Here is a 20,201-nt window from a genome sequence, read left to right as displayed (position 1 = left end):
TCCTTGACGGATCTGGGTTGTGATTCTGGGCCTTCGATCGGCCCATCGAGTGTAGGCGAGCCGGCGCGGCCGGCTGCTAGCGCCCGGGGCGACCGGACGCGGACAACAGTCGGGGTGGCGGGATTTGAACCCACGGCCCCTCGCTCCCAAAGCGAGTGCGCTACCAAGCTGCGCCACACCCCGTGGCGACGTGCAGTCTATGCCGTCCACGTGCCTCAGTAGGTGCCGGGGCATCCCCCACCCGGACAAATCCCCCGAGCCTGCCCTAACGCCGCCCTCGCGCGTCGCCCCGCCCTCGCGCGCCGGCTTCGAGATCCGCGCAACTTCGGGGAAAGTGCTGCTTCCGGACGCGTCGAGGCCACAACATCCCTGATGTTGTGGGGATCCTCAGCCTGTGCGTGGTGCGGCTGCGCGGTCGGCGCCGGGATTGGGTACGCTGTCGGCGCGTCCCGTTTCGGCGGGGTGCACGCGGGCGTAGCTCAATGGTAGAGCTTCAGTCTTCCAAACTGACTACGCGGGTTCGATTCCCGTCGCCCGCTCCACCCTTTCAGGCTGCGCAACGCCTGATCACCGACCGTCGGGCCACTCGACAGCTGTCAGTGCAGCGCCGTGTCGGGCAGCGACGCTCAACTAGGCGACGAGTTGGCGCCGTGGGGGCGCCGAAGAGGCCAGAGTGCGAGGTGGTGCTCTGGATGACGTCGCCAGGCGGCGGCACCAACCAACTCCGCCGGGTTCGCCAAGTGCCTGCGCTACGTTCTGATCTTCCGACTCGCCGACCGGATGTGGGGCCTACCGGCCAGCGACCCTGATTCAGCGGTAAGGGTCGGGGCTGAACTGTGGGTTGGTGCTGGGAAAATCCGGGGGGAAGATCGGGATCTTCAGGGATTTCGTCAGCAGCTCGAAAATCATACTCGGGGATTCGAGGCTAACGATCGAGAATCGCAGCCGACCGGCCTCCAAAACGAGGGTTGGCCACTCGTCCACCGGCCCCGTCGGAATCCAGAGGAGGAGGTCACCGTTGTCGGTCCCACCCCACTGCACGAGCTGGTCGGGAGTGATGTCAAGGCCCGACAGATGCTCCGCCAGGGACTCCGGAAGACCTCTGCTCAGTATCGATCGGGCGGCCCGGGTGTTTTCCTCGATGCTGAGGGCTTCGCGCTCGACACCCTCGCCATAGATCCACAGGAACTCGTCGAAACAGCCCGCCCCGTAGACCGCAAGCATCTGCCGATGACTGGAGGGCAGCTCCACACCCTCGGCAACCGTCGCGCGATGGGATCGATCCACTGCGGTCGGAGGAGGACAGAGGACGAGTAGCTCCGGCAGCCTATGCACCAGAAATCCTAAATGTTGCGCACTTTTTCATACACCGACCATCCGAAATCATCCACCGCTTCAATGATTACATGGCTAGGGACGACCCCACCATTCTCGTATACTGGCGTAACGCTCATGAAAACGCTGTTCTGGCTGCTGCTGACATGCTGGGCGATCCTGTTCTCCACGTCGGCGATCGGCCCGTTGTTCTGAGTCGCGCTCTGCGTGACGAGGTTTCGGATATCTCTTCCGTCGCCTCCGAACTGCCTACCAATCAGGTGGCCGCGAGAATGGCCACTCCCACCTCCGAGGAAGCCTGCCGGACGCATGCTCCGTCCTGCCTCGCTGCCGATCCTCCCCGCAGCGGCGTCGATGAGCGTCTGGGGGGAGACTTCCGCGTAGGCTGCACCCGCCCGACCATTGACGACATCACTGTAAATAGGGCAGGGCACCAGACCCAGGGGGTCGATCCACTGCAGTGGGTTGAAGACATAGCTTTGCGGGTTGAGACTTCCGCCGATTCCCAGTTTGTCGGTGGAAAGGTACTGGGCGGCGTCGGGATCGTAGTAGCGGTGATGGTTGTAGGAGACGCCGGTTTCCGGGTCGTGGATCTGACCGGGAAAGCGCAGCGGGCAGTCGACCCCAGTGGCGCTGACGTGGGTCGGGACGCCCCAGATGGTGGTTCGCTGCTGCCAGGCGACGTCGCCATCCGGGCTGACCAACTCGGTGGGCGTGCCGACCAGGTCGGTCACGATCGCGTAGAAGCGCCGGTCGATTTCGCCCTGCTCAGCCTGCGCATCGATCTGGGTGATGGGGCTGAAGGTGCCGGGGGTGTACTCCCAGGTGCTGGTCCGCCCTCCGCCTGCGCCGCGGTGGGTCTGCTCAATCAGGCGTGGGCCGTCCCAGGCGAAGTCGACCTGTTCGACCACACCGCCCCCGGCGTCGAGGCGCTGCTTGGCGACCCGGCGGCCGAGTGCGTCGTACCGATAACGCCAGCTCGTGCCGTCCGGTGTAGTGACGGCGATCAGCCGGTCCTCGCTGCCCCAGGTGTAGCGCCAGGTCAACGGCTTGCTAGAGCGCTGCTTGACCTGTCGTAGCGTGACCCGACCGGCTGAGTCGTGCTCGTAGCGCACCTGCCCGGCCCGACGGATCAGAGTGCCGGCGTATTCACGCTCGCCCCAGGCGCCATCGCCGTCCGCGCCCGTGGCACCGGGCCAGACCGCGCTGGTGACGTTTCCAGCCGCGTCGTAGGCGTACCGCTCGGTCCAGTCGGCGGCCTGCACGGCGGTGATCCGGCCGGCCCGGTCCACCTCCAGCCGGCGCTCACCGGTGAGCTGGTCGGCGATGTCGCTCAGATAGCCGTCGGGGCGATACCGGTAGGCCCGGTGGGCGAGGAGTTCCGGCACCCCCGTCGGACTGTCCGTGGCGGCGACGAGGATCTGGGAGAGCAGACGATGGTTGGCGTCCCAGCTCTGGGTGAGGGCGAGACCGCCGACCGCCCTTCGGGTCTCCCGGCCGACGGCGTCGTGGGTGAAGCTGACCGTCACGCCGCCGGTGCGCAGCGCCGTGGGCTGCTGACCGGCGTCGTACTCCCAGGCGCTTTCGACCCCAGCCGGGGTACGCCGCAGCGTCCGCCGGCCGAGCACGTCGTAGCACGACCTGACCTCATGACCGTCCCGGATCTCGGCGAGCACGCGGCCCAGCGGGTCCCGTTCGAAGTGGAGATCAACCTCGGGTGAGCTGGCCCGCAGCAACCGGCCGACCGGGTCGTACCCGAAGGTGGTGACGCCCTCGGCGGTGCGCTTCTCGACGACGTTGCCGAGAGGATCGCGGACCAGCTCGATGCTCCCCCCGGCGCCGTCGGTCCGGACGACCAGTTGGCCGGCGGCGTCGTACGAGTACGTCTGTACGCGGCCGTTGAAGTCGGTCTCGGCGACCAGCCGCCCGGCCGGGTCGTAGTCGTAGCACCACGTGAGCCCCTGCGGGTTCGTGACCGTGGTGAGGCGCAACTCGGTGTCGTAGTCGAAGGTCAACCGGCCGCCGTCCGGCCCGCTACGCGCCAGTGGAAGGTCGAAGTGGCCGATCTCGAACTCGGTGGTTGCCCCGGTCTGGTCGGTGTGGGTGACCAGGTTGCCTTCCGGGTCGTAGGTCCACTCCTCGCTCGCCCCGTCCGGGGTACGCCGCCAGGCCAGCCGCCCCTCGGCGGTCCAACCGAAATGGGTGACGCCGCCGACCGGGTCGATGACCTGCGTAATCTGGCCCGCCCGGTCACGCTGGTAGGTGGTCACCGCGCCGGTGGGGTCGGTGAGCTGGCTGATCAGCCCGGTCGCATCGGTGGTCACCCGCAGGGCGTTGCCAAGCGCGTCGGTCACCTCGGCGAGGTGACCGACCTCGTCATACCGGTAGCGGGTGAGCGCGCCGGTCGGGTCGGTAACCATGGTCAGGTTGCCGCGCTCGTCGTAGTCGCGCCGCCAGACCGCACCGTCGACGCCGGTGAGGACGACGGGCTGGCGCAGTTTGTTGTAGCCAGCAACAGCCCGCGCACCGTCCGGGCGGGTGACCTCGACCATGTTGCCGTCGTCATCGTAGGACCAACGAGTGGTCCGCCCGAGAGCATCGGTCTCGGACAGCTTCCGATCGAACCGGTCCCAGGTGAAGGTTGTGGCATGGCCCAACGGGTCGGTGACCCGCTCGATCTGGCCGCGCTCGGTCAGCTCGTAGACGGTGGTGTGGCCGAGCGAGTCGCCCACCGCGGTCTTCCGGCCGACCGGGTCATAACGCAGCCGCGCGGACAGGTATCCGCCGGAGCCGGTCGCGGCCACGCAGCGGCCCTGCTCGTCGTAGGTGTAGGAGTACTCCTGCTCGTTACGGTCCTGCCAGCGGACCAACCGGCCTTCGTCGTCGTAGGCGAACCGCAACGCAAGACCAGACGAGTTGATCACCTCGGCGAGGTGACCGCCCTCGTCGTAGCCGAACCGCACCAGGGTCCGGGCGTCACCCGAGGGCTCCGCGTCCAGCAGGCTCAGCGCCGCCACCTGCCCATGCAGGGTGTCCACAGCGATCCGATACCCACCACTGTGCCGAACCTCGGCGACCGCACCGTCTCGCCAGTCCACGTCGATCCGGTGACCGTTGCGGTCGGTGACGGCAACCAGGGGCAGCACCTGGACGGGCTCGCCCTCGCCCTCCGGAACAGGCTGGTCGGGCACCGTCAGGAAGTGCAGGGCCCGGCCAATCTCGGGCTGGTCGACGCGGTAGCCATCAGGGGTCGAGGTGAGCGGCCAGCGCGGACCCGTCACCGGCATGGTCTGCGCTTCGCCAGCGGCGGGCGTCGGGTAGGTGAGGACCATGCCGTCCTCGGTGACGAGGCAGACCCCCTGATCGTCGACCTCGAGGCGCTGGTCGAGGGTGCAAGCCCAGGACGGCCCGAACCACCGGCCAGTTCGATACGACGACAGGTGACTACGGCGCAGGACAAGCGCGAGCAGGCCGGGCAACTCAACGTCGGTCTGGGTGAGCACGACCTCGCCGCTGGCCACGTCGATCGGGTCAGCCGCGCAGTTGCGGGCTCTCATGGGGATGCTCGGGCGGGGCATGCTCGGCAGCGCCGCGCGCGCCTTCGTCAGGCCCCGACCGAGAGCCGGCAATCCCCGCTTGGCGAGGGCCAGGACCGGTCTGCCGAGCATCGCGAGCCTGCCGATGGGTACGACCGTCAGCACCGTATCGATCAACAGATTGGTGAGACTGCCCTTGCCGGTGGCCGCGTAGAGCGAGGCATCGATGAGCAGGGCGGCGGCGCCGGCCGCGATGGCGATCGGCCCCATGATCGGGGCGAGGATCGGAATGAAGGAGAGTAGACCCGCGACCAGGGAGACGATCTTCAGCGCGCCGGAGAGCTGCGCCAGCAACTCCTGGTTGTCCCGAACGAAGTTGGTGAACTGACCCTTCAGGTCCCACCACTTCGGGTTCTCCTTGAACCGCAGACCCTTCGCGTCGTTGACCACGCGTACGCAGTCGCGCACCGCCGTGGACAGCTCGCCTCGCAACGCGCCCGCCTGCGCCACACACTCGTCCCAGTCCCGCTGCGCCTGCGACAGGGCCGCACCCGCCGCCCCACTGTCGGAGCGGTAGGTGTCCGGCTCCGCCGCCGCCTCCGACGGCCGGTCCGCGACCTCCTGCTCGTGACGCTCATCAGCCTGCTTCGCCCGATCCGACCGCCCCCGCGCCGCCTGCAACGCCGCCCACAGACCCGGGGCGCGCTGCGCCAACGGGCGCATTCGATCCTGCAACGACGACAGCGCAAGCGCGAAGGTCGTCAACCCGGTCGACACCTTGCCGAACGCGTCACCGGTGATCCGGAGGTGCCCGGGCATCTGGGCGTTCAGCCCCTCCCGGAACAGATCAGCTTCCGGCCCCACGAACTGGCTGGTGTCCAGGCCAGTGATCTGCGCCGCAGCCTGAGTGGCCGCGGAACCGAAACCCTGCCATCTCGTCGCCGACGACCGGATCGCCGACGGGTCGCCGTCCATCCTGAACAGATGCGCCGGAAATTCAGCCATCCCGCCCGGACCTTCCCCGTGTCCACGTCTACGAGCCCGCAACCACTCACTGAGCCCCGACACGGGACGACCGCTCGCGCGCCGCCCCGCCCGGCACCACGTACCACGCGCCCGGACCCCGACCGACGCCCGGACACGGCCGCACGAATGGATCAGCCCTGCAGAGTCCCTCGCACCTGGCCGCGCATCTCCTGCACGGACGTCGTGGTCTGACCCAGGGCACCCTTGACGGAGTCGAGGATCTGCTTAACGGTGTCCGCCGCGGTGTTCCACTGCATCTGGATGCCGTTGTAGATCTCCATCTCGTCGCCCTCCCAGTTGGCCTTCACCCGGGTGACGAAGTTGGTCAGGTCATCGAGACTTGCCTGGACCCCGTTGGCGACCGAAGCAATGTCGCCCTGCGCCGACCCGGCGGTCGACTCGTCGTAACTGAAGACGTCGCCCATGATCCCCGTAACCCCCCGTCAGCCGCGGAACTTCGCGCCGTCCCAGTTGGCCGACCCCATGGTCGACTGCAACTGGCTGGTCTGCTCCGAGTGGTAGGTGTCGTAGAGCTGCCCCGCCGAACCGACCCGGCTCGTGATGTCGGTCAATGCCTTGTTGAGATCGGCCATCGCCGTGTTCCACCGCTGCGTCAGCTGGTCCCAACTCTGGAACGCCGCGCCCTTCCACACCGCCGGCAGCGGCTCGATCGCGCTGATGAACGACCGCGCTTGACTGTTCAGCGCGGCGACCGAAGTGTCCAGATTCGACGAGTGTTGGTTGACCGCATTGTCGGTGATCGAAAACTTTGCACCCATCCCAGGCCCCTCCCGTAGACTCGACCACAGTCATCCGAACATAGACGCGCGATAAGACCCAGGTGTTACCTCAGTCGCAAATCTCGCACAGTCTGAGCGGTTATATCGAGAGTCATCTCCCGGGTGCCGTTCGCGAAATCAGCCCATTTCAGCGCACCAGCGGCTCGCAGCGCCGGGTCGAACGGCAGCACGAAGGTCGGAACGTCACCGGGCACACCCGCCGAACGCCGCGCCGCGGGAACGACCGACTGTGCGTCCCGGCTGACCAGAACCTGCACGCCGACCTGGGCGAACGGCTTGCGCAGCAGAGGAGCAATCCACGATCCACATTCGGCCAGCCACCGGGGACCGCGCTCGTCGTTCGAGGCCACGAGCACCACGCGATCGGCCTGGGCCAGCACCGCCGGCACGACCGGATCGCTGGTCAACGGCGGGGTGTCAACGACCCGCACCGGAAACCAGCGACTGAGGGCGGCCGAGACCGTGCCGTACTCGGCTGCCGTCACCGGTCGCTCGCCGTCACCCGGAGGGCCGGCCAACAGCATCGCCCGCTCGGCCAGCGCGAGGTGCTCTCGCAGCCACCGATGACCCACCGCTGGCCGTCGGCCGGCGGTGTCGCCGCGCAGGCCGAGACCGGCCAGCACCACCTCGGCCGAACCATCGGACCGGATCGCCAACCGGGCGTGCAGGCCGCCGCCGTGGCCGGCGTCCACGGCGAGCACTCCCGCGCCCTGGTGGCGGGCCAGCGCCGAGGTCACCAGTGCCGCAACGGTCGAGCGGCCGGTGCCCGAGCCCGGCCCGACCACGGCGATCACGCCCGGCCGGAGCCGGGCGGAGAGGATGTCCCGGCGCTCGCGCTCGGCCCGCACCTGCGCGGTGATGCGGGGATCGAGGGCTCGGACCATTGTCCGGCCGATTTGTCGGTACTGGGTCATCGGGGTCCCCCCGCATAGACGTGAGTTGTTAGCCTTGCTGGGCGAGGACGGGGAGGCGGGATGACGTACGTTCAGTATCCTTACGCAACGCTTGTGAGCCTAGGTGGAAATTTGACCACCCTTTCTGATCAACTGCAGACGGACCATCGCGGGGTGGTCGACTGCGCCGGACTGACCGATGATCATTCCGATATTCAGGGCGCGATCTCCGATTTTCGCGACGAATGGAAAACCAGTCTGCTCGAGCTGATGAACAACATCGGCGAGTGGGGCGGGCTCTCCAGCGCGATCGGCAAGATGGTCTCCGACTTCGACACCCAGACGGCCGCCGCGCTACGACCGACCGAATCGTAGGGGTGGCGCGTGAGCGATCTCTCCATGCTCGATCCGCTGCCCGCCCACGACCTGAAGCTCAATCCCCATGCCCCGCACCCGGACTTTCCGTGGTTCATCGGGGTCCCCACCGACTGGGTGCTGCTCGACACCAACCCGGAGTCCTGGCAGCGCAGCGCCGCCCGGATGGTCGACGACAGGTTCTTCGGCCAACGGCTACGCGCCGCCGAGCGCCGGGAGGTCCTTCAGTTCGTCGAGCAGCTCGTCGCCGACTGTCAACGCGCCGGCGCGTCGCTGAGTCTGGTGCAGCTGGGGCGGATGTCCACCGGTGTCGTCGGCAGCGCCGGGCTGCACCTGGGCTGGTTCAACTCCGCGCCCCAGCCTGCCGGCCTCGCCCTGGTCCGGCAGACCCTGCCGCGCACGGGCACGACGGAGGAGGTCGAGACTCCGGTGGGGCCCGGTGTGCTGCACCGCGATGTGGCGTCCACCGTGCCGCCGGGCGGCCTGACCCGGGTCCGCTCGATGGTGTTGCAGCTGTTCCTGCCGCTGCCCGGCACCACCTGGACGGCCGTGCTCAGCGCCGCGACACCACACGCCGAGATGGAGCAGGTGCTCACCGACGTGATCGTGGCGGTGGCCCAGAGCATCAAGCCCGCCGACCCGGACGACGTGGCAGCCGCCACCGAGGCCGGGCAGGCCACCGACGCCGAGCGGACCACAAACGCCGAGCGGGACGACGACCATGGCTGACGGCCGGGCAGTCGCGACCATGACCGACGACGGGGCTGGGCTCGGCCGTGGCTGACCTCCGGGACCGGGTGGTGGTCGAGGCGCACGCACTGCGGACCGCCACGGCCAAGGCAGCGCTCCTGCACGGTTCGCGGCGCGGCCCGCGCGAGTTGCGCCGTCCCTACGCGACGGTGATCGCAAGCCTGGTCGTCGGTGCCCTGCTGCTGGTGGCGGTCTGGGCGATCACCAGCATCGGCGGGCTGCTCGCCCAGCAACGCCAGAAGCGAGGGCTGGCCCCGCCCGCCGCCACGCAGCCGGCGTCGGACGCGGCGCGCACCGTCCTCGTGCTGACGGCGGGGCCGGCAGACCGGGGCGGACCGGCCACGGCGATCACGCCCCGCACCGCACTGATCGGCTGATCAGCGGATGCGGTCGGCCCTCGGCTCAGCCGGCCGCCCAGTCGAAGCCACCGAAGACCGCGATCACCAGCGGCGCGAGGCTGACCACCGCGAGCACCTCGGTCAGGTCGAAGAGCTGCCGCAACCGGGCCGCACCGACGTCGTCCAGGCGGGGACGACCGGCCCAGAGCACCACACCCGCCACCACCAGGACACCGACCACGGCCAACCAGGCCCGCACCACCTCGTCGGCGTCGGTGAGCCGGACGGCACCGAGCACCGCCACGGCAGCCGCCGTCACCGGCGGGACGAGCATGGGCAGCACCTGACCGAAGCGGGTGAAGACCCGCGACCGCAGCGCGAACACCAGCCCCAGCACCGCACCGAGCAGCACGCCGACCCCGGCCGGGCCGGTCAGCAGCACCACGCAGGCGGCGGTGGCGGCGAGCGCGACACCGACCACGGCACCGGACAGCACACTCTGACCCCGGCGAACCGCCGCCGCGACCAGATGCCGGCCGACCCACTGGCTCTCTTCCTGTCGGCGCAGCAGGTCGACGAGGCGTGCGGAGCCGAGCGCGAGCTGCGGTGCCAGCCCCACCGCGAAGACGACCACGACAGACCCCACCGCCGCCACCTGCTGCGATTCGAGCCCGGCGGCGAGCAGCGCGGTGCCGAGCCCGCCGAGCACCGTCACCGCGAGCCCTCCGGCGGCGACGCCGTACCAACGCTCACCCGCCAGGACGAACAGGGCGGCACCGAGACCTGCACCGAGGGCACCGGCGGTGTACCAGGCCGGCCCGGGCCAATCGGCCGCTCGGGCCGCCGCAGTGCCGGCGGCCAGCCAGGCCGGCACCGCGGCGGTGATCAGGAGCGTGCCCCCGGACGCGCCCACCAGGCGGCCGGCCAGCACCGCCATCGCGGCCACCGTGAACAGCATGGCCGGGACCGCGGCCACCGGCACCGGCATGGTGGTGAGCGCGTACGTGAGGGTCAGCACCACGACACCGGCCAGTGCCGCGCTCCCCGTCACCCGGGCGGTGTCGCGCCACTCGCTGCCATCGCCATCCAAGGTGGTCTGCACCTCGTCGACCACGTCGTCGACCAACGGCGGCAGGGGCGCCTGCTCGGGTGGGGTCAGGTAGAGCGTCTCGGCGTCGATGACGCCCGCCTCGTCCAGGGAGCGGCGCGGGTCCAACCCGCCAGCGGCCACCGTGGACAGTTTCCACCGCCCGGCGGCCTCGGGATTGAGCGACAGCAGCTCGCACACCTGCGGCACGAACTCCAGCACCGGTCGGGCCGCGGGCAGGCTGATATCGAGGCTTCGCCCGCCGGCCACCACTGTCACTCGGGTGAATCGGGTTGCCATGACTCTCCGTCCCCGCGCGGTCGGCTCAGTGTGTCGACCGGTACTACTCTAGGCAGTCGGAGCACTACCGGTAACCCGGCCGGAGCACCGACCGGTCCGGCCCGGAAGGGGTCGCGATGACGCAGCGGGTGATCCACCGACCGGCCCGGGTTCCGCCAGCGGAGCCGGAGTTGACCGCGCTGGACGTGGTCTCACCACCGGCGATGCCCGACGGTGGAGGCGGGTTCGCGGGCATCATGCAGGTCTTCCTCCCGATCATGGGCGGCGCCGGCATGTTGCTCATGATGATGGCCAACCAAAACCCGATCATGATGATCGCCGGGTTCGGCATGCTCATCGCCACGGTGTTCGGAGGGATCGCCGCGTACGTCACCCAGCGCACGGGTGCGGCTCGACGCTTCGGTCGGCAACGGCAGCGCTATCTGGAGTACATCGACCGGGTACGCGACCAGATCCGGGCGGACGCGGTCACCCAGCGGGCCGCGGCCCAGCACCGGCACCCCGCCCCGGAGGTGCTCCCGGACCTTCTCCGTGACCCGCACCGGCGCTGGGAGCGGCGGCTGACCGACCCGGACTTCCTGGTGCTGCGTGTCGGGCACGGCCAGGATCGCCTCTGGCGCCGGGTCACCCTCCAGGCGGACGAGAACAATCCGCTCGTCGATCTGGACCCGGTGACCCTGGCCGCCGCACGCCTGGTGGTCGACCGGGACCGGCTGCTCGACGGCATGCCGATCGCGGTGCCGGTCACCGGCGTTGTCTCGGTGGTCGGCAGCCCGGCCGCCACCCGCAACCTGATCCGGGTACTGGTGGCGCAGCTCGCCACCCTGCACGCCCCGGATGACGTACGCCTCGCCTGGCTCCTCGGCGGCACCGCCGGGCTGGAGTTCGACTGGCTGAAGTGGCTCCCGCACTGCCTGCACCCCAGTGAGTACGACGGCCCGGCCCCGCAGCGGCTGGTGGCTTCCGAGCCGTCGGCGCTGGCGTCGCTGCTGACCGCGGAGCTGTCCCGGCGCGTCGGTGAGGTCAGCCGGGCCCGGCGACTGGGCGACCCGCAGCACCGGTTCCGGGGCAGCCGGCTGGTCGTCGTGGTCGACCAGATCTCGGCCGGGCGTGCCGACCCGCTCGGCCACCTCGAAGCCGGTATCGCCCCCGAAGACCTGGGCATGGCGGTGGTGGTGCTTGTCGACGACCGGCAGCACGAACCGTCCCATGTGGACGTACGTGTGCTCTGCGAGGACGACCGGGTCACAGTGCAGGACCTGCGGAAGGTCACCGATGCTCGGGCGTCGGCGATCCTGGCCCAGCGCGAGCGGCTGCGCGGCGCGCCCGCCGGCACTGTCGACCGGCTCGACCTGGCGGAGATGGAGCTGCTGGCCCGACGGGTCTCGCCACTGCGGCTGGTGGCCGAAACGGTGGACGACGCCCCGCTGGAGGCGACAGTCGACCTGCGTGGCCTGCTCGGCATCGTCGACGAGGCGAGCTACGACGTGCGCTCGCTGTGGGCGCCCCGGATGCTTCCGGACTTCCTCACCGTGCCGTTCGGGTTGGGCCCGGACGGCAACCCCGTGCACCTGGACTTCAAGGAGGCCGCGCTGGGCGGCATGGGCCCGCACGGGCTCTGCGTCGGCGCGACCGGCTCCGGCAAGTCGGAGGTCCTGCGGACACTGGTGCTCACCCTCGCGATGACCCACCCGCCCGAACGGCTGAGCCTGGTGCTGGTCGACTACAAGGGCGGCGCCACCTTCGCCGGGCTGGAACACCTGCCGCACACCTCGGCGATGATCTCGAACCTGTCGGACGACGCCGGGCTGGTGGACCGCCTGCACGACGCGATCCAGGGGGAGATGAAGCGCCGCCAGCAGATCCTGCTCGACGCCGGCCAACTGCCCAACATCACCGAGTACAACAGGCGGCGCGACGCCGGTCGGCCGCTGCCTCCACTGCCCAACCTGATGGTGATCATCGACGAGTTCAGCGAGCTGCTGACCGCCAAACCGGACTTCATCGAGCTGTTCATCGCGATCGGCCGGATCGGCAGGTCGATCGGAATCCACCAGATGCTCGCCTCGCAGCGGCTGGAGGAGGGTCGGCTGCGCGGGCTGGAGTCGTTCCTGTCGTACCGGCTGGGGTTGCGCACCTTCAACGAGCAGGAGAGCCGCACCGTGCTGGGGGTGCCCGACGCGTACCGGCTGCCGCCCCTGCCCGGTTCGGGGTACCTGAAGGTCGACACCACGGTCTTCGACCGGTTCAAGGCGGCGTACGTGTCCGGCCCGTACCGGCCGCCGGCCGGCGAGGAGGTGGTGGACGCCCCACCCGACCCGATGATGTTCCTGATGTACAACGTGGCGCCGCACCCGCCGAAACTGTTGACGACCGATGAATCGGCGGCGGAGACCGAGAGCGTCACGGCGCCGAGCACCCTGGACGTGGTGGTCAACCGGCTGCGCGACCACGGGCGGCAGGCGCACCGGATCTGGCTGCCGCCGCTGCCTGCCGCACTGCCACTGGACGCCGTCGTCGGCCCGTTGGAGACCGATCCGGCGTACGGCCTGGTGGCCCCGATGGAGCGACGCGGACAACTGCGGATTCCGCTCGGCCTGCTCGACCGGCCCACCGAGCAGAAGCAGGAGCCGTTCGTGCTGGACATCTCCGGTGGCGGGGGGCACGTCTGCGTCCTGGGCGCGCCGCAGACAGGCAAGTCGACGCTGCTGCGCAGCCTGGTGGCCGGTGCCGCGCTGACCCACACGCCGCAGGACATCGCGTTCTACTGCGTCGACGTGGGCGGCGGGGCGCTGAACGCGCTGGCCGGGCTGCCGCACGTCGGTGGGGTGGCCGGTCGGCTGGACCCGGACCGGATCCGCCGCACGGTGACCGAGGTCAGCATGTTGATGACCGAACGGGAGGAGCTGTTCGCCGCACACGGCATCGACTCGATCGACACGATGCGGCGGATGCACCGCGAGGGGCGGCTGCCCGAGTTGCCCGCCGCCGACGTGGTGCTGGTGATCGACAACTATCCGGTACTCAAGGCGGAGTTCGAGGATCTCGCCGACCTCGTACAGGACATCGGCGCCCGTGGGCTCGGCTACGCCGTACACCTGGTGTTGACTGCCGGTCGGTGGTCGGACCTGCGGATGCAGCTCCAGGCGGTGATCGGCTCGAAGATCGAGTTCCGGTTGAACGACCCGCTGGACTCGACGATCAAGCGGCAGGCCGCCGAGAACCTGCGCGCCGACACACCGGGCCGCTGCCTGACCCAGGACGCCCTGACCGCGCACATCGCGCTGCCCCGGATCGACGGCAGCGACGACGTGGGCACCCTGCCGAAGGGGCTTGACGATCTGGTGTCCCGGGTGGCGACGGCCTGGACCGGACCGTCGGCCCCGGCCATCCGGATGCTGCCGACGATGATCGGGTACGCCGAGGTGTCCGGCGGGCTCCCCGCCGACGGGCGGGTCCGGCTCGGGCTCGACGAGGCGGAGCTGCGGCCCACCCTGCTCGACCTGTTCGGCACCGATCCGCACCTGCTCGTCTTCGGCGACTCGGCCAGCGGCAAGACGTCCCTGCTTCGCCTGCTGGTCCGGGATCTGACCACGCAGTTCACCGACGACCAGGTGGTCTTCGCCGTCATCGACCTGCGGCGCACCATGCTGGACGCGGTACCCGACGCCTATCTCGGCGCGTACGCCGGCACCGCCACCGCCGCCGCGGGTCTCGTGCAGGGTGTCGCCAGCGAGGTGCGCAAACGGCTTCCTCCGGACACCCTGACCGTCGACCAGCTCCGGAACCGCTCGTGGTGGAAGGGGCCGGAGATCGTGGTGCTGTGCGACGACTACGACCTACTGCCCGGTGGCGGCGCCGGGCCGTTGGCGCCGTTCCTGGAGTTCCTGCCGCAGTCGAAGGACCTCGGCTTCCACCTCGTGCTTGCACGGCGCAGCGGAGGCGCGGGGCGGGCCGTGCACGAGCCGGTGCCGCAGCGGATGAAGGAGGTCGGCTGCGCCGGCCTGCTGCTCTCCGGCGAGCGGCAGGAGGGCCAGCTCTGGCCCCAGGCACACCTCTCCGTCCAGCCGCCCGGGCGGGGACGGCTGGTGCGGCGCGGCCGTCGTACCACCCTCGTCCAACTGGCGTACGTGGAGTAGACCTCCGCGCGCCACTGCGGGAGGGCGGCCCAAAGCGCGCCAACCACACTCCTTGACAGATGCCGATCAATGGACTGGTGTAAGGACCAAGCCACATCGACGTCCGTCACAGGAGGGCACATGATCGTCCGACGACGGTGGACAGCTGCCGCTACCACAGCGATCCTGATCAGCGCGGTGCTGTCCCATCCCGGCTCCGGATCGGCGGCACCCGCCGCCCCGGCCAGCCCGATCACCCTGACCGCCACCGAGACCGCCCTGGTCCGGGTGCAACTACGCGACCAGGCCCAGCTCGACCGGCTCGTCGCCACCGGCGCCGATCTCGCCAACCGGCCCCGGACACGGGACAGCCGGATCCTCGCCGACCTGGTGCTGACCGGCGCCCAACTCGCCGACCTGACCGCGCAGGGCGCCACGGCGGTGCAGATCGTGCAGCGCGCCGGGGACGGCAGCCGGCACTTCGCCGACAGCGTCCGCGCCGCGCAGACAAGGACCAGGGCCGGGCTGCGGGCCCCGGCCGCCGACCAGCGGACGACCACCGCCGCAGCAGTGGACACGCTGCAGGTGCAGCAGGCGTACTGGTGGACCGCCTCCGGGCAGACGTTCCTGCAGGCACAGGTCGCGACCACCGCCACCGACGACCCGGACGTCGAGATCACCGTCAGCTGGCGGACCGCCGACGGGGCCACCGGCTCGTTCCCGCTGTACCGCTTCGAGGACTCCGGCGAATACCAGTACCACTACAACCTTCCCCAGCCGGTGCCGAGCCGGCCGGTCCAGCTGACCGCCACGTCCAGCCTCGGCGGGGTCAGCCGGGTCGTCACGCCGTCGCTCTGGCCGAACGCCACCCCGCCTCCGCTGCCGGCCGGCTACCAGAGGGACTTCATCGACGCGTACCTGACGCCTGTGGACGTGCAGGCGCGGATCAAGCGGTTGGCCCGCCAGTACCGGGACCTGGTCGACGTGATCGACCTGCCGAACAAGACCCAGGGGTACCGGCGTAACGCCGTGGCGTACCTGGGGGACCCGGCGGTCGCCGCCGTGGTGGTCGAGTCGGTGCGCTTCGGCGACCAGGGCATGAACGGCGTGCAGGTGCGGACGGTCGACCCGGGCCGCCGGAACCGGCCGCTCACCGTCACCTACCGCGATCGCGTCCTCACCGTCTCACTGGCCACCGACACCGCCGGCAAGACGGTGAGCACCACCGACGAGGTCGCTGCGGCGATCACCGCACGGCACCCGAACCGGTTCCGGGCCACAGTCGAGGACGGCTCGACGGGTCTGCCGATGCCGGTCGCCGGCCCCGCCCGGCTCGACGACGGCCTCCAGGGCACCGAGGTGCCGGCGAAGCCGTGGACGGTGCAGGCGCTGCGCCTCGGCGTACACCGGGACGGCTCCCGCGTCGGTGTGCTGGCGTACTCGCAGGAACACGCCCGGGAGTGGGCCACGCCGCTGGTGACGCTTGAGTTCGCCGAGCGGATGCTGGCCAACGCCCGTACCGACCCGGCCACCCGGGCGCTGCTGGAACAGGTCGACGTGTTCGTCATCCCGACGGTCAACCCGGACGGGGCGAACTACTCGTTCAACGACTTCAACATGCAGCGCAAGAACCTGGTCAACCACTGCACCGGGGCGGCCCGCGACCCGAAGAACCGCAACTCGTGGGGTGTCGACGTCAACCGCAACTACACCGTCGGGTCCTACTTCGACGGCTATGTGGGTGCCAGCGCGAACTGCCTGTCCGGCACGTACGCGGGCACCTCGGAGTTGTCCGAGGCGGAGAGCCGCAACGTGGTCGCGCTCGCGAAGGCCCACCCGAACATCAAGTTCGCGATGAACGTGCACTCCTACGGCGGGTACTTCATGTGGCCGCCCGGGGCGTACCGGGCCGACGGGCGGGTCACCCTGCCCCGGCCGTCGATCGACGAGTCGACGCTGTTCCTGAACAGCGCCCGGCGGATCGTCGGCGCCATCGCCCAGGAGCGCGGCACAGTGACCTGGCCGTCGCAGACCGGCCCGGTCGCCGACGTGCTCTACTCCGCCGCCGGCAACTCCGCCGACCAGCTCTACTACGAGCTGGGCATCTTCGCCTGGGACTTCGAGGTCGGCAACGACCGCTGGAACGCGGAGACCGGCCAGTGGGAGGGCGTCGGCTTCCAGCCGCCCTTCGACGAGGCGCACGCCGAGTCCCAGGAGTACGCGGGGGGTCTCGTCGAGCTGGTCCGGGTGGCCCGCGACTACGCCGCGGCCGAATCCGCCGCCGGCTGACGCGCGACGGTGCCGCGCCCGGATCCACGGGCGCGGCACCACCGCCGGGCCGACGACGACCGGAGGCTATGGCCGCATTTGGCCCGTTTCCGATTGCGGGTGGCGGGGTACGGCTACGGCATGGACACGACGACAACGGCACACCTCATCGGCGGACCTCGTGACGGCAGCACCCTCGACGTCGGCGGCGACGCCCTCGTCGAGGTGGAGATCGACGGCATGATGCACCGCTACATCAAGACCACCAAGCAGCACGACGACGGTGGCCCGCTCTACAACTACGACGGGATGGTCGCCCCGGACGGCGGCGAGCCCGGCGTCGAGGACCCGGCCGCCCGGGTCGCCTCCCCCAGGGCCGACGCCGAGGGGCACGGCGGCAGCCACTGACGCTCCGCACGCACACGAACCGGCCGGCCACGGATGAACCGTGGCCGGCCGGGTAAGCAGCACCCCTGCCTGGTGGGGAGACGACCGGGTGCACGGGCGGGCGGCCTCGGGCCGACCGCCCGTGCGCGCCTCGTGATCAGTTCGAGGAGATCCAGTTCCAGGCCGAGACGACCCACTCGGTCTGCTGCAACCAGGCCACCCCGAGACCGACGAGGAAGATCGCGGTCGCCAGGTGCGCGCCTCGGGCGCTGCGCCGCACCCGCCCCAGCTGACGCTCCAGCACCACCCGGCCGACGAGCCGCGACAGCGCGAACAGGCCGACCGCCACCAGCAGGCTCAACACGAGCACCAGCAGCGGCCCGGACAGGTCACCTCCACCGGAGAGCGCCCAGATCCCCCAGCACACGAACGCGAACAGGCCGGCCGCCGTACTCCACTCGCCGCCCCGGCGCAGCTGCGCCAGGTGCCAGCTCAACGGGCGGCGCGGCGCCGGCTCGCCCGGCCAGCCCGTGCCTGTCGGCTCCTGCCCGACCACCGGGAACGGTTCGGTGCGCGGTGTGCGCGGCTGACCCACCGGGGCCACCCCACGCCGGAAACCGTCGCGCTGCGGTGGGACCCCGACGCCGGCCTGCGGTGGCACCTCCACGGTCCGCTCCGCCCACGGCTGCGTCTGGTCTGCCATCTCGTCCTCCCCCTGACCGACGGCACCACCACCGCCTGAATTCGAGGGTAGCCACCCGACAAACCCTCCCGCCGACCCCGTCCGAGCCGGGGCCGACAGGGTACGGTCGGCTGATGGGTGACCCGGACCGGCGACGGCGACGCCTGCGCCACCATTCCGACCCCGACCCGGGTGGACGGGGCGCCGACGGCTCGACCGCCAGCACAGCCGGGGTGCACGACGGTGACGAGCCGCCACCGCCGCGGCGTCGAGGCCAGGGCGGTGACGATCGCGACGGCGAACGAGGGCTGCGCGGGCTGGTCGGCTCCGGCTCGTCCCAGGTGGGGTTGAGCGCGGCACTACGGGCACGGGACGCGGCCCGACCCACCGACGACGACCTGGCCGAGGCCGAGGCGCGGGTGGTTGTCGTCCGCCGCAACTGGGTGCCCCGCGAGGACCTGCCCCGCTCGCCGCGCTGACCCGCCCGGTGTCAGGGCAGGTCGGGCAGCTGCCGGGTCCGCTCGTACTCGGCCACCTGGGTGATCCGCCGGGCGTGCCGGTCGTTGCCGGAGAACGGCGTGTTCAGGAACGCCTCGACGATGCCTGTGGCCTCGTCCAGGGTGTGCTGACGGGCGCCTACCGCCACCACGTTCGCGTCGTTGTGCTGCCGGGCCAACTGGGCGGTCTCGACGCTCCAGGCGAGCGCGGCACGGACCCCGGCGACCTTGTTCGCGGCGATCTGCTCACCGTTGCCGGAGCCACCGATGACCACACCCAGGCCGACCCCGTCGGCCACCACCCGGTCACCGGTGTGCAGGCAGAACGCCGGGTAGTCGTCGTCCGGGTCGTAGCTGTGCGGGCCGACGTCGACGACGTCGTACCCCTGCTTGGCCAGGTGGTTGGCCAGGTGCACCTTCAACTCGAAACCGGCGTGGTCGGATCCCAGGTAGACGCGCATACCGCGCAGTCTCTCAGGCCGCGCTCTCCGACGTCGCGGGGGCGGCGTCGGAGAGCCGGGTTCGTCACACGGCCGGGTGGGCGGGTCGTCAGCGGGGCAGCTCGGCGACCACCAGGCCACCGCGCGCCTTCGGGGTGAACCAGGTGCTCTTACGGGGCATCTTCTCCCGGGCCAGGTTCACCGCGACGAAGTCGTCGACGGTCACCGGGGCGATCAGGATGGCCAGCTCGGCCCGACCCGCATCGACCTCGCCGGTGAGCCAGCTCGCCGGGTAGTCCCCACCCACGTAGGTGATCCGCTTGTCGCCCGGGTCCAGGCCCAGCGCGTCCCGCAGCAGCAGCCGCTCGACCAGGGCGTGGTCCAGGTTCTCCAGGCGGCCGGCGGCGCCCGCAGGCAGACGCACCGCGTACCCCTGCTCGGCCAGCCGGAGGTGGACGACGCCGCCGGCGGTCGGGACCTCGACCGGGCCGTCGATCGGCTCGACCTGCGCGCCCGCCGCCCGCAACCGGTCCAGCAGCTCGGCCGGCGTGGTGGTCAGCTCGCTGACCAGCCTGTTGTACGGCTGGATGGCCACCGACGCCGGGGTGGTCACCACCGCCAGAAAGCGCGGCAGCCCGCCGGTCTGGGCGGCCAGGCTGCGGTGGTTGCCGTCGGCGACGACCAGCTCACCGCCGCCCGCCAGGGCGGTGAGCGCGTCCTGTTCCGGGCCGGGGCCGAGCAGCCAGATGGCGTGCGTACGCCCCGCCTGGTCGGTGTCCGTCGCGGCGGGCGCACCGCCCGCGTCGGTCGCCGCCGCGAGCGCGGCGTGCAGCTCGTCACCGCACCCGGTCTGGAGCAGGAGTACGGGTGAGAGCAGGTGACCGAGCGCCTCGGCGAGCGCCACCCGCTCGCGCACCTTGGCGATGAACACGTCCTCGTTGCGGATGACCAGGCCGGGCTCGTCGGCCCGGGTGGAGATCTGGTCGGTGTCCACCATCGCGAACAGCCCGTACGCCGGGGACTCGCCCGGGGCGCTGATCCGGTAGAGCACCACCACCTGCTCGGCGGGGGTGTAGCTGCCGTCCGCCTTGGCCTCGGTGAGGCGGGCCACCGCGTCCGGCAGGGCGTCGAGGAAGGACTTCCCCGCGCTCTCCGGCGCCCGGTGCGGCATCTCGATGCCGAGGGCACTGTGCGGGTTCGCCTCGATGATCGCGGTGATCTCCGCGTCGTCGGCGAACTCGTCGTAGTTCTGCGCGCCAGTGCCGCCAGTGGTGATCCAGGCCCGGTTGATCGGGTGCACGACCGTCATGCCCGCTGACGCTACCGGCGACCGCGTCGGAGCCGACGGGGACCCGCGCAGCGTCCACCA

The 20,201-nt window shown here is 70.6% G+C and carries 16 protein-coding genes and 2 tRNA genes; 8 read left to right on the top strand and 10 right to left on the bottom strand.

All coding sequences use genetic code 11. The features are described from left to right. Positions 1-109 precede the first annotated feature (109 nt). Positions 110-183 (bottom strand) — tRNA-Pro (locus ACFY1S_RS22210). 285 nt (positions 184-468) lie between these two features. Between ACFY1S_RS22210 and ACFY1S_RS22205 the strand changes: the two genes are divergently transcribed. Then, positions 469-542: transfer RNA gene (locus tag ACFY1S_RS22205), tRNA-Gly, on the top strand. A 268-nt stretch (positions 543-810) separates the two neighbouring features. On the opposite strand, the gene ACFY1S_RS22200 is transcribed toward ACFY1S_RS22205, so the two are convergent. From ACFY1S_RS22200 to ACFY1S_RS22180, 5 genes are all read right to left on the bottom strand, one after another. Further along, complete coding sequence (locus ACFY1S_RS22200; protein WP_387121059.1) at positions 811-1,335, bottom strand: hypothetical protein; 525 nt, start codon at positions 1,333-1,335, stop codon at positions 811-813. A gap of 8 nt (positions 1,336-1,343) precedes the next feature. Further along, positions 1,344-5,876, bottom strand: a complete 4,533-nt coding sequence (locus ACFY1S_RS22195; protein WP_387121056.1) for a DUF6531 domain-containing protein — start codon at positions 5,874-5,876, stop codon at positions 1,344-1,346. Between the two features lie 152 nt (positions 5,877-6,028). Further along, positions 6,029-6,322, bottom strand: a complete 294-nt coding sequence (locus ACFY1S_RS22190) for a WXG100 family type VII secretion target (protein ID WP_357080017.1) — start codon at positions 6,320-6,322, stop codon at positions 6,029-6,031. Positions 6,323-6,340: 18 nt separating this feature from the next. Beyond that, complete coding sequence (locus tag ACFY1S_RS22185) at positions 6,341-6,676, bottom strand: WXG100 family type VII secretion target (RefSeq protein WP_167517510.1); 336 nt, start codon at positions 6,674-6,676, stop codon at positions 6,341-6,343. 65 nt (positions 6,677-6,741) lie between these two features. Next, a complete protein-coding gene (locus ACFY1S_RS22180) occupies positions 6,742-7,611 on the bottom strand; it encodes a hypothetical protein (RefSeq protein ID WP_387121052.1) in 870 nt (289 codons plus the stop codon). A gap of 60 nt (positions 7,612-7,671) precedes the next feature. Here ACFY1S_RS22180 and ACFY1S_RS22175 point away from each other — a divergent pair, with 60 nt between their 5' ends. Genes ACFY1S_RS22175 through ACFY1S_RS22165 form a run of 3 tightly spaced genes read left to right on the top strand, consistent with a single transcriptional unit; the run spans position 7,672 to position 9,092 of the window. Next, positions 7,672-7,965, top strand: a complete 294-nt coding sequence (locus ACFY1S_RS22175; RefSeq protein ID WP_387121049.1) for a hypothetical protein — start codon at positions 7,672-7,674, stop codon at positions 7,963-7,965. 9 nt (positions 7,966-7,974) lie between these two features. Next, positions 7,975-8,694 (top strand): hypothetical protein, encoded by a 720-nt coding sequence (locus ACFY1S_RS22170; RefSeq protein WP_387121047.1) that lies wholly within the window; start codon positions 7,975-7,977, stop codon positions 8,692-8,694. A 47-nt stretch (positions 8,695-8,741) separates the two neighbouring features. Next, the gene (locus ACFY1S_RS22165; protein ID WP_387121045.1) at positions 8,742-9,092 is read left to right on the top strand and encodes a hypothetical protein; all 351 of its coding nucleotides are present in this window, start codon (positions 8,742-8,744) and stop codon (positions 9,090-9,092) included. 25 nt (positions 9,093-9,117) lie between these two features. Here the strand turns inward: ACFY1S_RS22165 and eccD are convergent, their stop codons facing one another. Then, positions 9,118-10,440, bottom strand: a complete 1,323-nt coding sequence (gene eccD / locus ACFY1S_RS22160; protein WP_387121042.1) for a type VII secretion integral membrane protein EccD — start codon at positions 10,438-10,440, stop codon at positions 9,118-9,120. 116 nt (positions 10,441-10,556) lie between these two features. Between eccD and eccCa the strand changes: the two genes are divergently transcribed. The 3 genes from eccCa to ACFY1S_RS22145 all read left to right on the top strand — a co-directional run bounded on the left by eccCa (position 10,557) and on the right by ACFY1S_RS22145 (position 17,234). Next, positions 10,557-14,579, top strand: coding sequence for a type VII secretion protein EccCa (eccCa, locus tag ACFY1S_RS22155; protein WP_387121039.1), 4,023 nt, complete (start codon positions 10,557-10,559; stop codon positions 14,577-14,579). A gap of 120 nt (positions 14,580-14,699) precedes the next feature. Continuing rightward, positions 14,700-16,847: a M14 family zinc carboxypeptidase gene (locus tag ACFY1S_RS22150; RefSeq protein WP_387121036.1), complete on the top strand. Its 2,148-nt coding sequence runs from the start codon at positions 14,700-14,702 to the stop codon at positions 16,845-16,847. A gap of 120 nt (positions 16,848-16,967) precedes the next feature. Beyond that, positions 16,968-17,234, top strand: coding sequence for a hypothetical protein (locus ACFY1S_RS22145; protein WP_387121033.1), 267 nt, complete (start codon positions 16,968-16,970; stop codon positions 17,232-17,234). Between the two features lie 136 nt (positions 17,235-17,370). On the opposite strand, the gene ACFY1S_RS22140 is transcribed toward ACFY1S_RS22145, so the two are convergent. Next, positions 17,371-17,916 (bottom strand): hypothetical protein, encoded by a 546-nt coding sequence (locus ACFY1S_RS22140; RefSeq protein WP_364373487.1) that lies wholly within the window; start codon positions 17,914-17,916, stop codon positions 17,371-17,373. 113 nt (positions 17,917-18,029) lie between these two features. Between ACFY1S_RS22140 and ACFY1S_RS22135 the strand changes: the two genes are divergently transcribed. Beyond that, on the top strand, positions 18,030-18,374 hold the full coding sequence (locus ACFY1S_RS22135; protein WP_139586722.1) for a hypothetical protein: 345 nt from the start codon (positions 18,030-18,032) through the stop codon (positions 18,372-18,374). Between the two features lie 11 nt (positions 18,375-18,385). Here ACFY1S_RS22135 and ACFY1S_RS22130 read toward each other — a convergent pair whose 3' ends face one another. Together ACFY1S_RS22130 and ACFY1S_RS22125 are read right to left on the bottom strand one after the other, a co-directional pair. Continuing rightward, positions 18,386-18,853 (bottom strand): ribose-5-phosphate isomerase, encoded by a 468-nt coding sequence (locus tag ACFY1S_RS22130; RefSeq protein WP_387121029.1) that lies wholly within the window; start codon positions 18,851-18,853, stop codon positions 18,386-18,388. Between the two features lie 88 nt (positions 18,854-18,941). Then, the gene (locus tag ACFY1S_RS22125; RefSeq protein WP_387121026.1) at positions 18,942-20,141 is read right to left on the bottom strand and encodes a DUF1015 family protein; all 1,200 of its coding nucleotides are present in this window, start codon (positions 20,139-20,141) and stop codon (positions 18,942-18,944) included. Positions 20,142-20,201: the final 60 nt, after the last annotated feature.

This window comes from Micromonospora sp. NPDC000663 (assembly GCF_042898105.1).
Lineage (GTDB): Bacteria > Actinomycetota > Actinomycetes > Mycobacteriales > Micromonosporaceae > Micromonospora.
This window is presented reverse-complemented; position numbering and strand designations above follow the sequence as displayed.

What these genes read in the sequence shown, in the direction of transcription:
- ACFY1S_RS22195 (WP_387121056.1), bottom strand. Translation starts at nt 5,876, where the DNA reads ATGGCTGAATTTCCGGCGCATCTGTTCAGGATGGACGGCGACCCGTCG.
- ACFY1S_RS22190 (WP_357080017.1), bottom strand. Translation starts at nt 6,322, where the DNA reads ATGGGCGACGTCTTCAGTTACGACGAGTCGACCGCCGGGTCGGCGCAG.
- ACFY1S_RS22185 (WP_167517510.1), bottom strand. Translation starts at nt 6,676, where the DNA reads ATGGGTGCAAAGTTTTCGATCACCGACAATGCGGTCAACCAACACTCG.
- ACFY1S_RS22180 (WP_387121052.1), bottom strand. Translation starts at nt 7,611, where the DNA reads ATGACCCAGTACCGACAAATCGGCCGGACAATGGTCCGAGCCCTCGAT.
- ACFY1S_RS22175 (WP_387121049.1), top strand. Translation starts at nt 7,672, where the DNA reads ATGACGTACGTTCAGTATCCTTACGCAACGCTTGTGAGCCTAGGTGGA.
- eccD (WP_387121042.1), bottom strand. Translation starts at nt 10,440, where the DNA reads ATGGCAACCCGATTCACCCGAGTGACAGTGGTGGCCGGCGGGCGAAGC.
- eccCa (WP_387121039.1), top strand. Translation starts at nt 10,557, where the DNA reads ATGACGCAGCGGGTGATCCACCGACCGGCCCGGGTTCCGCCAGCGGAG.
- ACFY1S_RS22150 (WP_387121036.1), top strand. Translation starts at nt 14,700, where the DNA reads ATGATCGTCCGACGACGGTGGACAGCTGCCGCTACCACAGCGATCCTG.
- ACFY1S_RS22145 (WP_387121033.1), top strand. Translation starts at nt 16,968, where the DNA reads ATGGACACGACGACAACGGCACACCTCATCGGCGGACCTCGTGACGGC.
- ACFY1S_RS22140 (WP_364373487.1), bottom strand. Translation starts at nt 17,916, where the DNA reads ATGGCAGACCAGACGCAGCCGTGGGCGGAGCGGACCGTGGAGGTGCCA.
- ACFY1S_RS22135 (WP_139586722.1), top strand. Translation starts at nt 18,030, where the DNA reads ATGGGTGACCCGGACCGGCGACGGCGACGCCTGCGCCACCATTCCGAC.
- ACFY1S_RS22130 (WP_387121029.1), bottom strand. Translation starts at nt 18,853, where the DNA reads ATGCGCGTCTACCTGGGATCCGACCACGCCGGTTTCGAGTTGAAGGTG.
- ACFY1S_RS22125 (WP_387121026.1), bottom strand. Translation starts at nt 20,141, where the DNA reads ATGACGGTCGTGCACCCGATCAACCGGGCCTGGATCACCACTGGCGGC.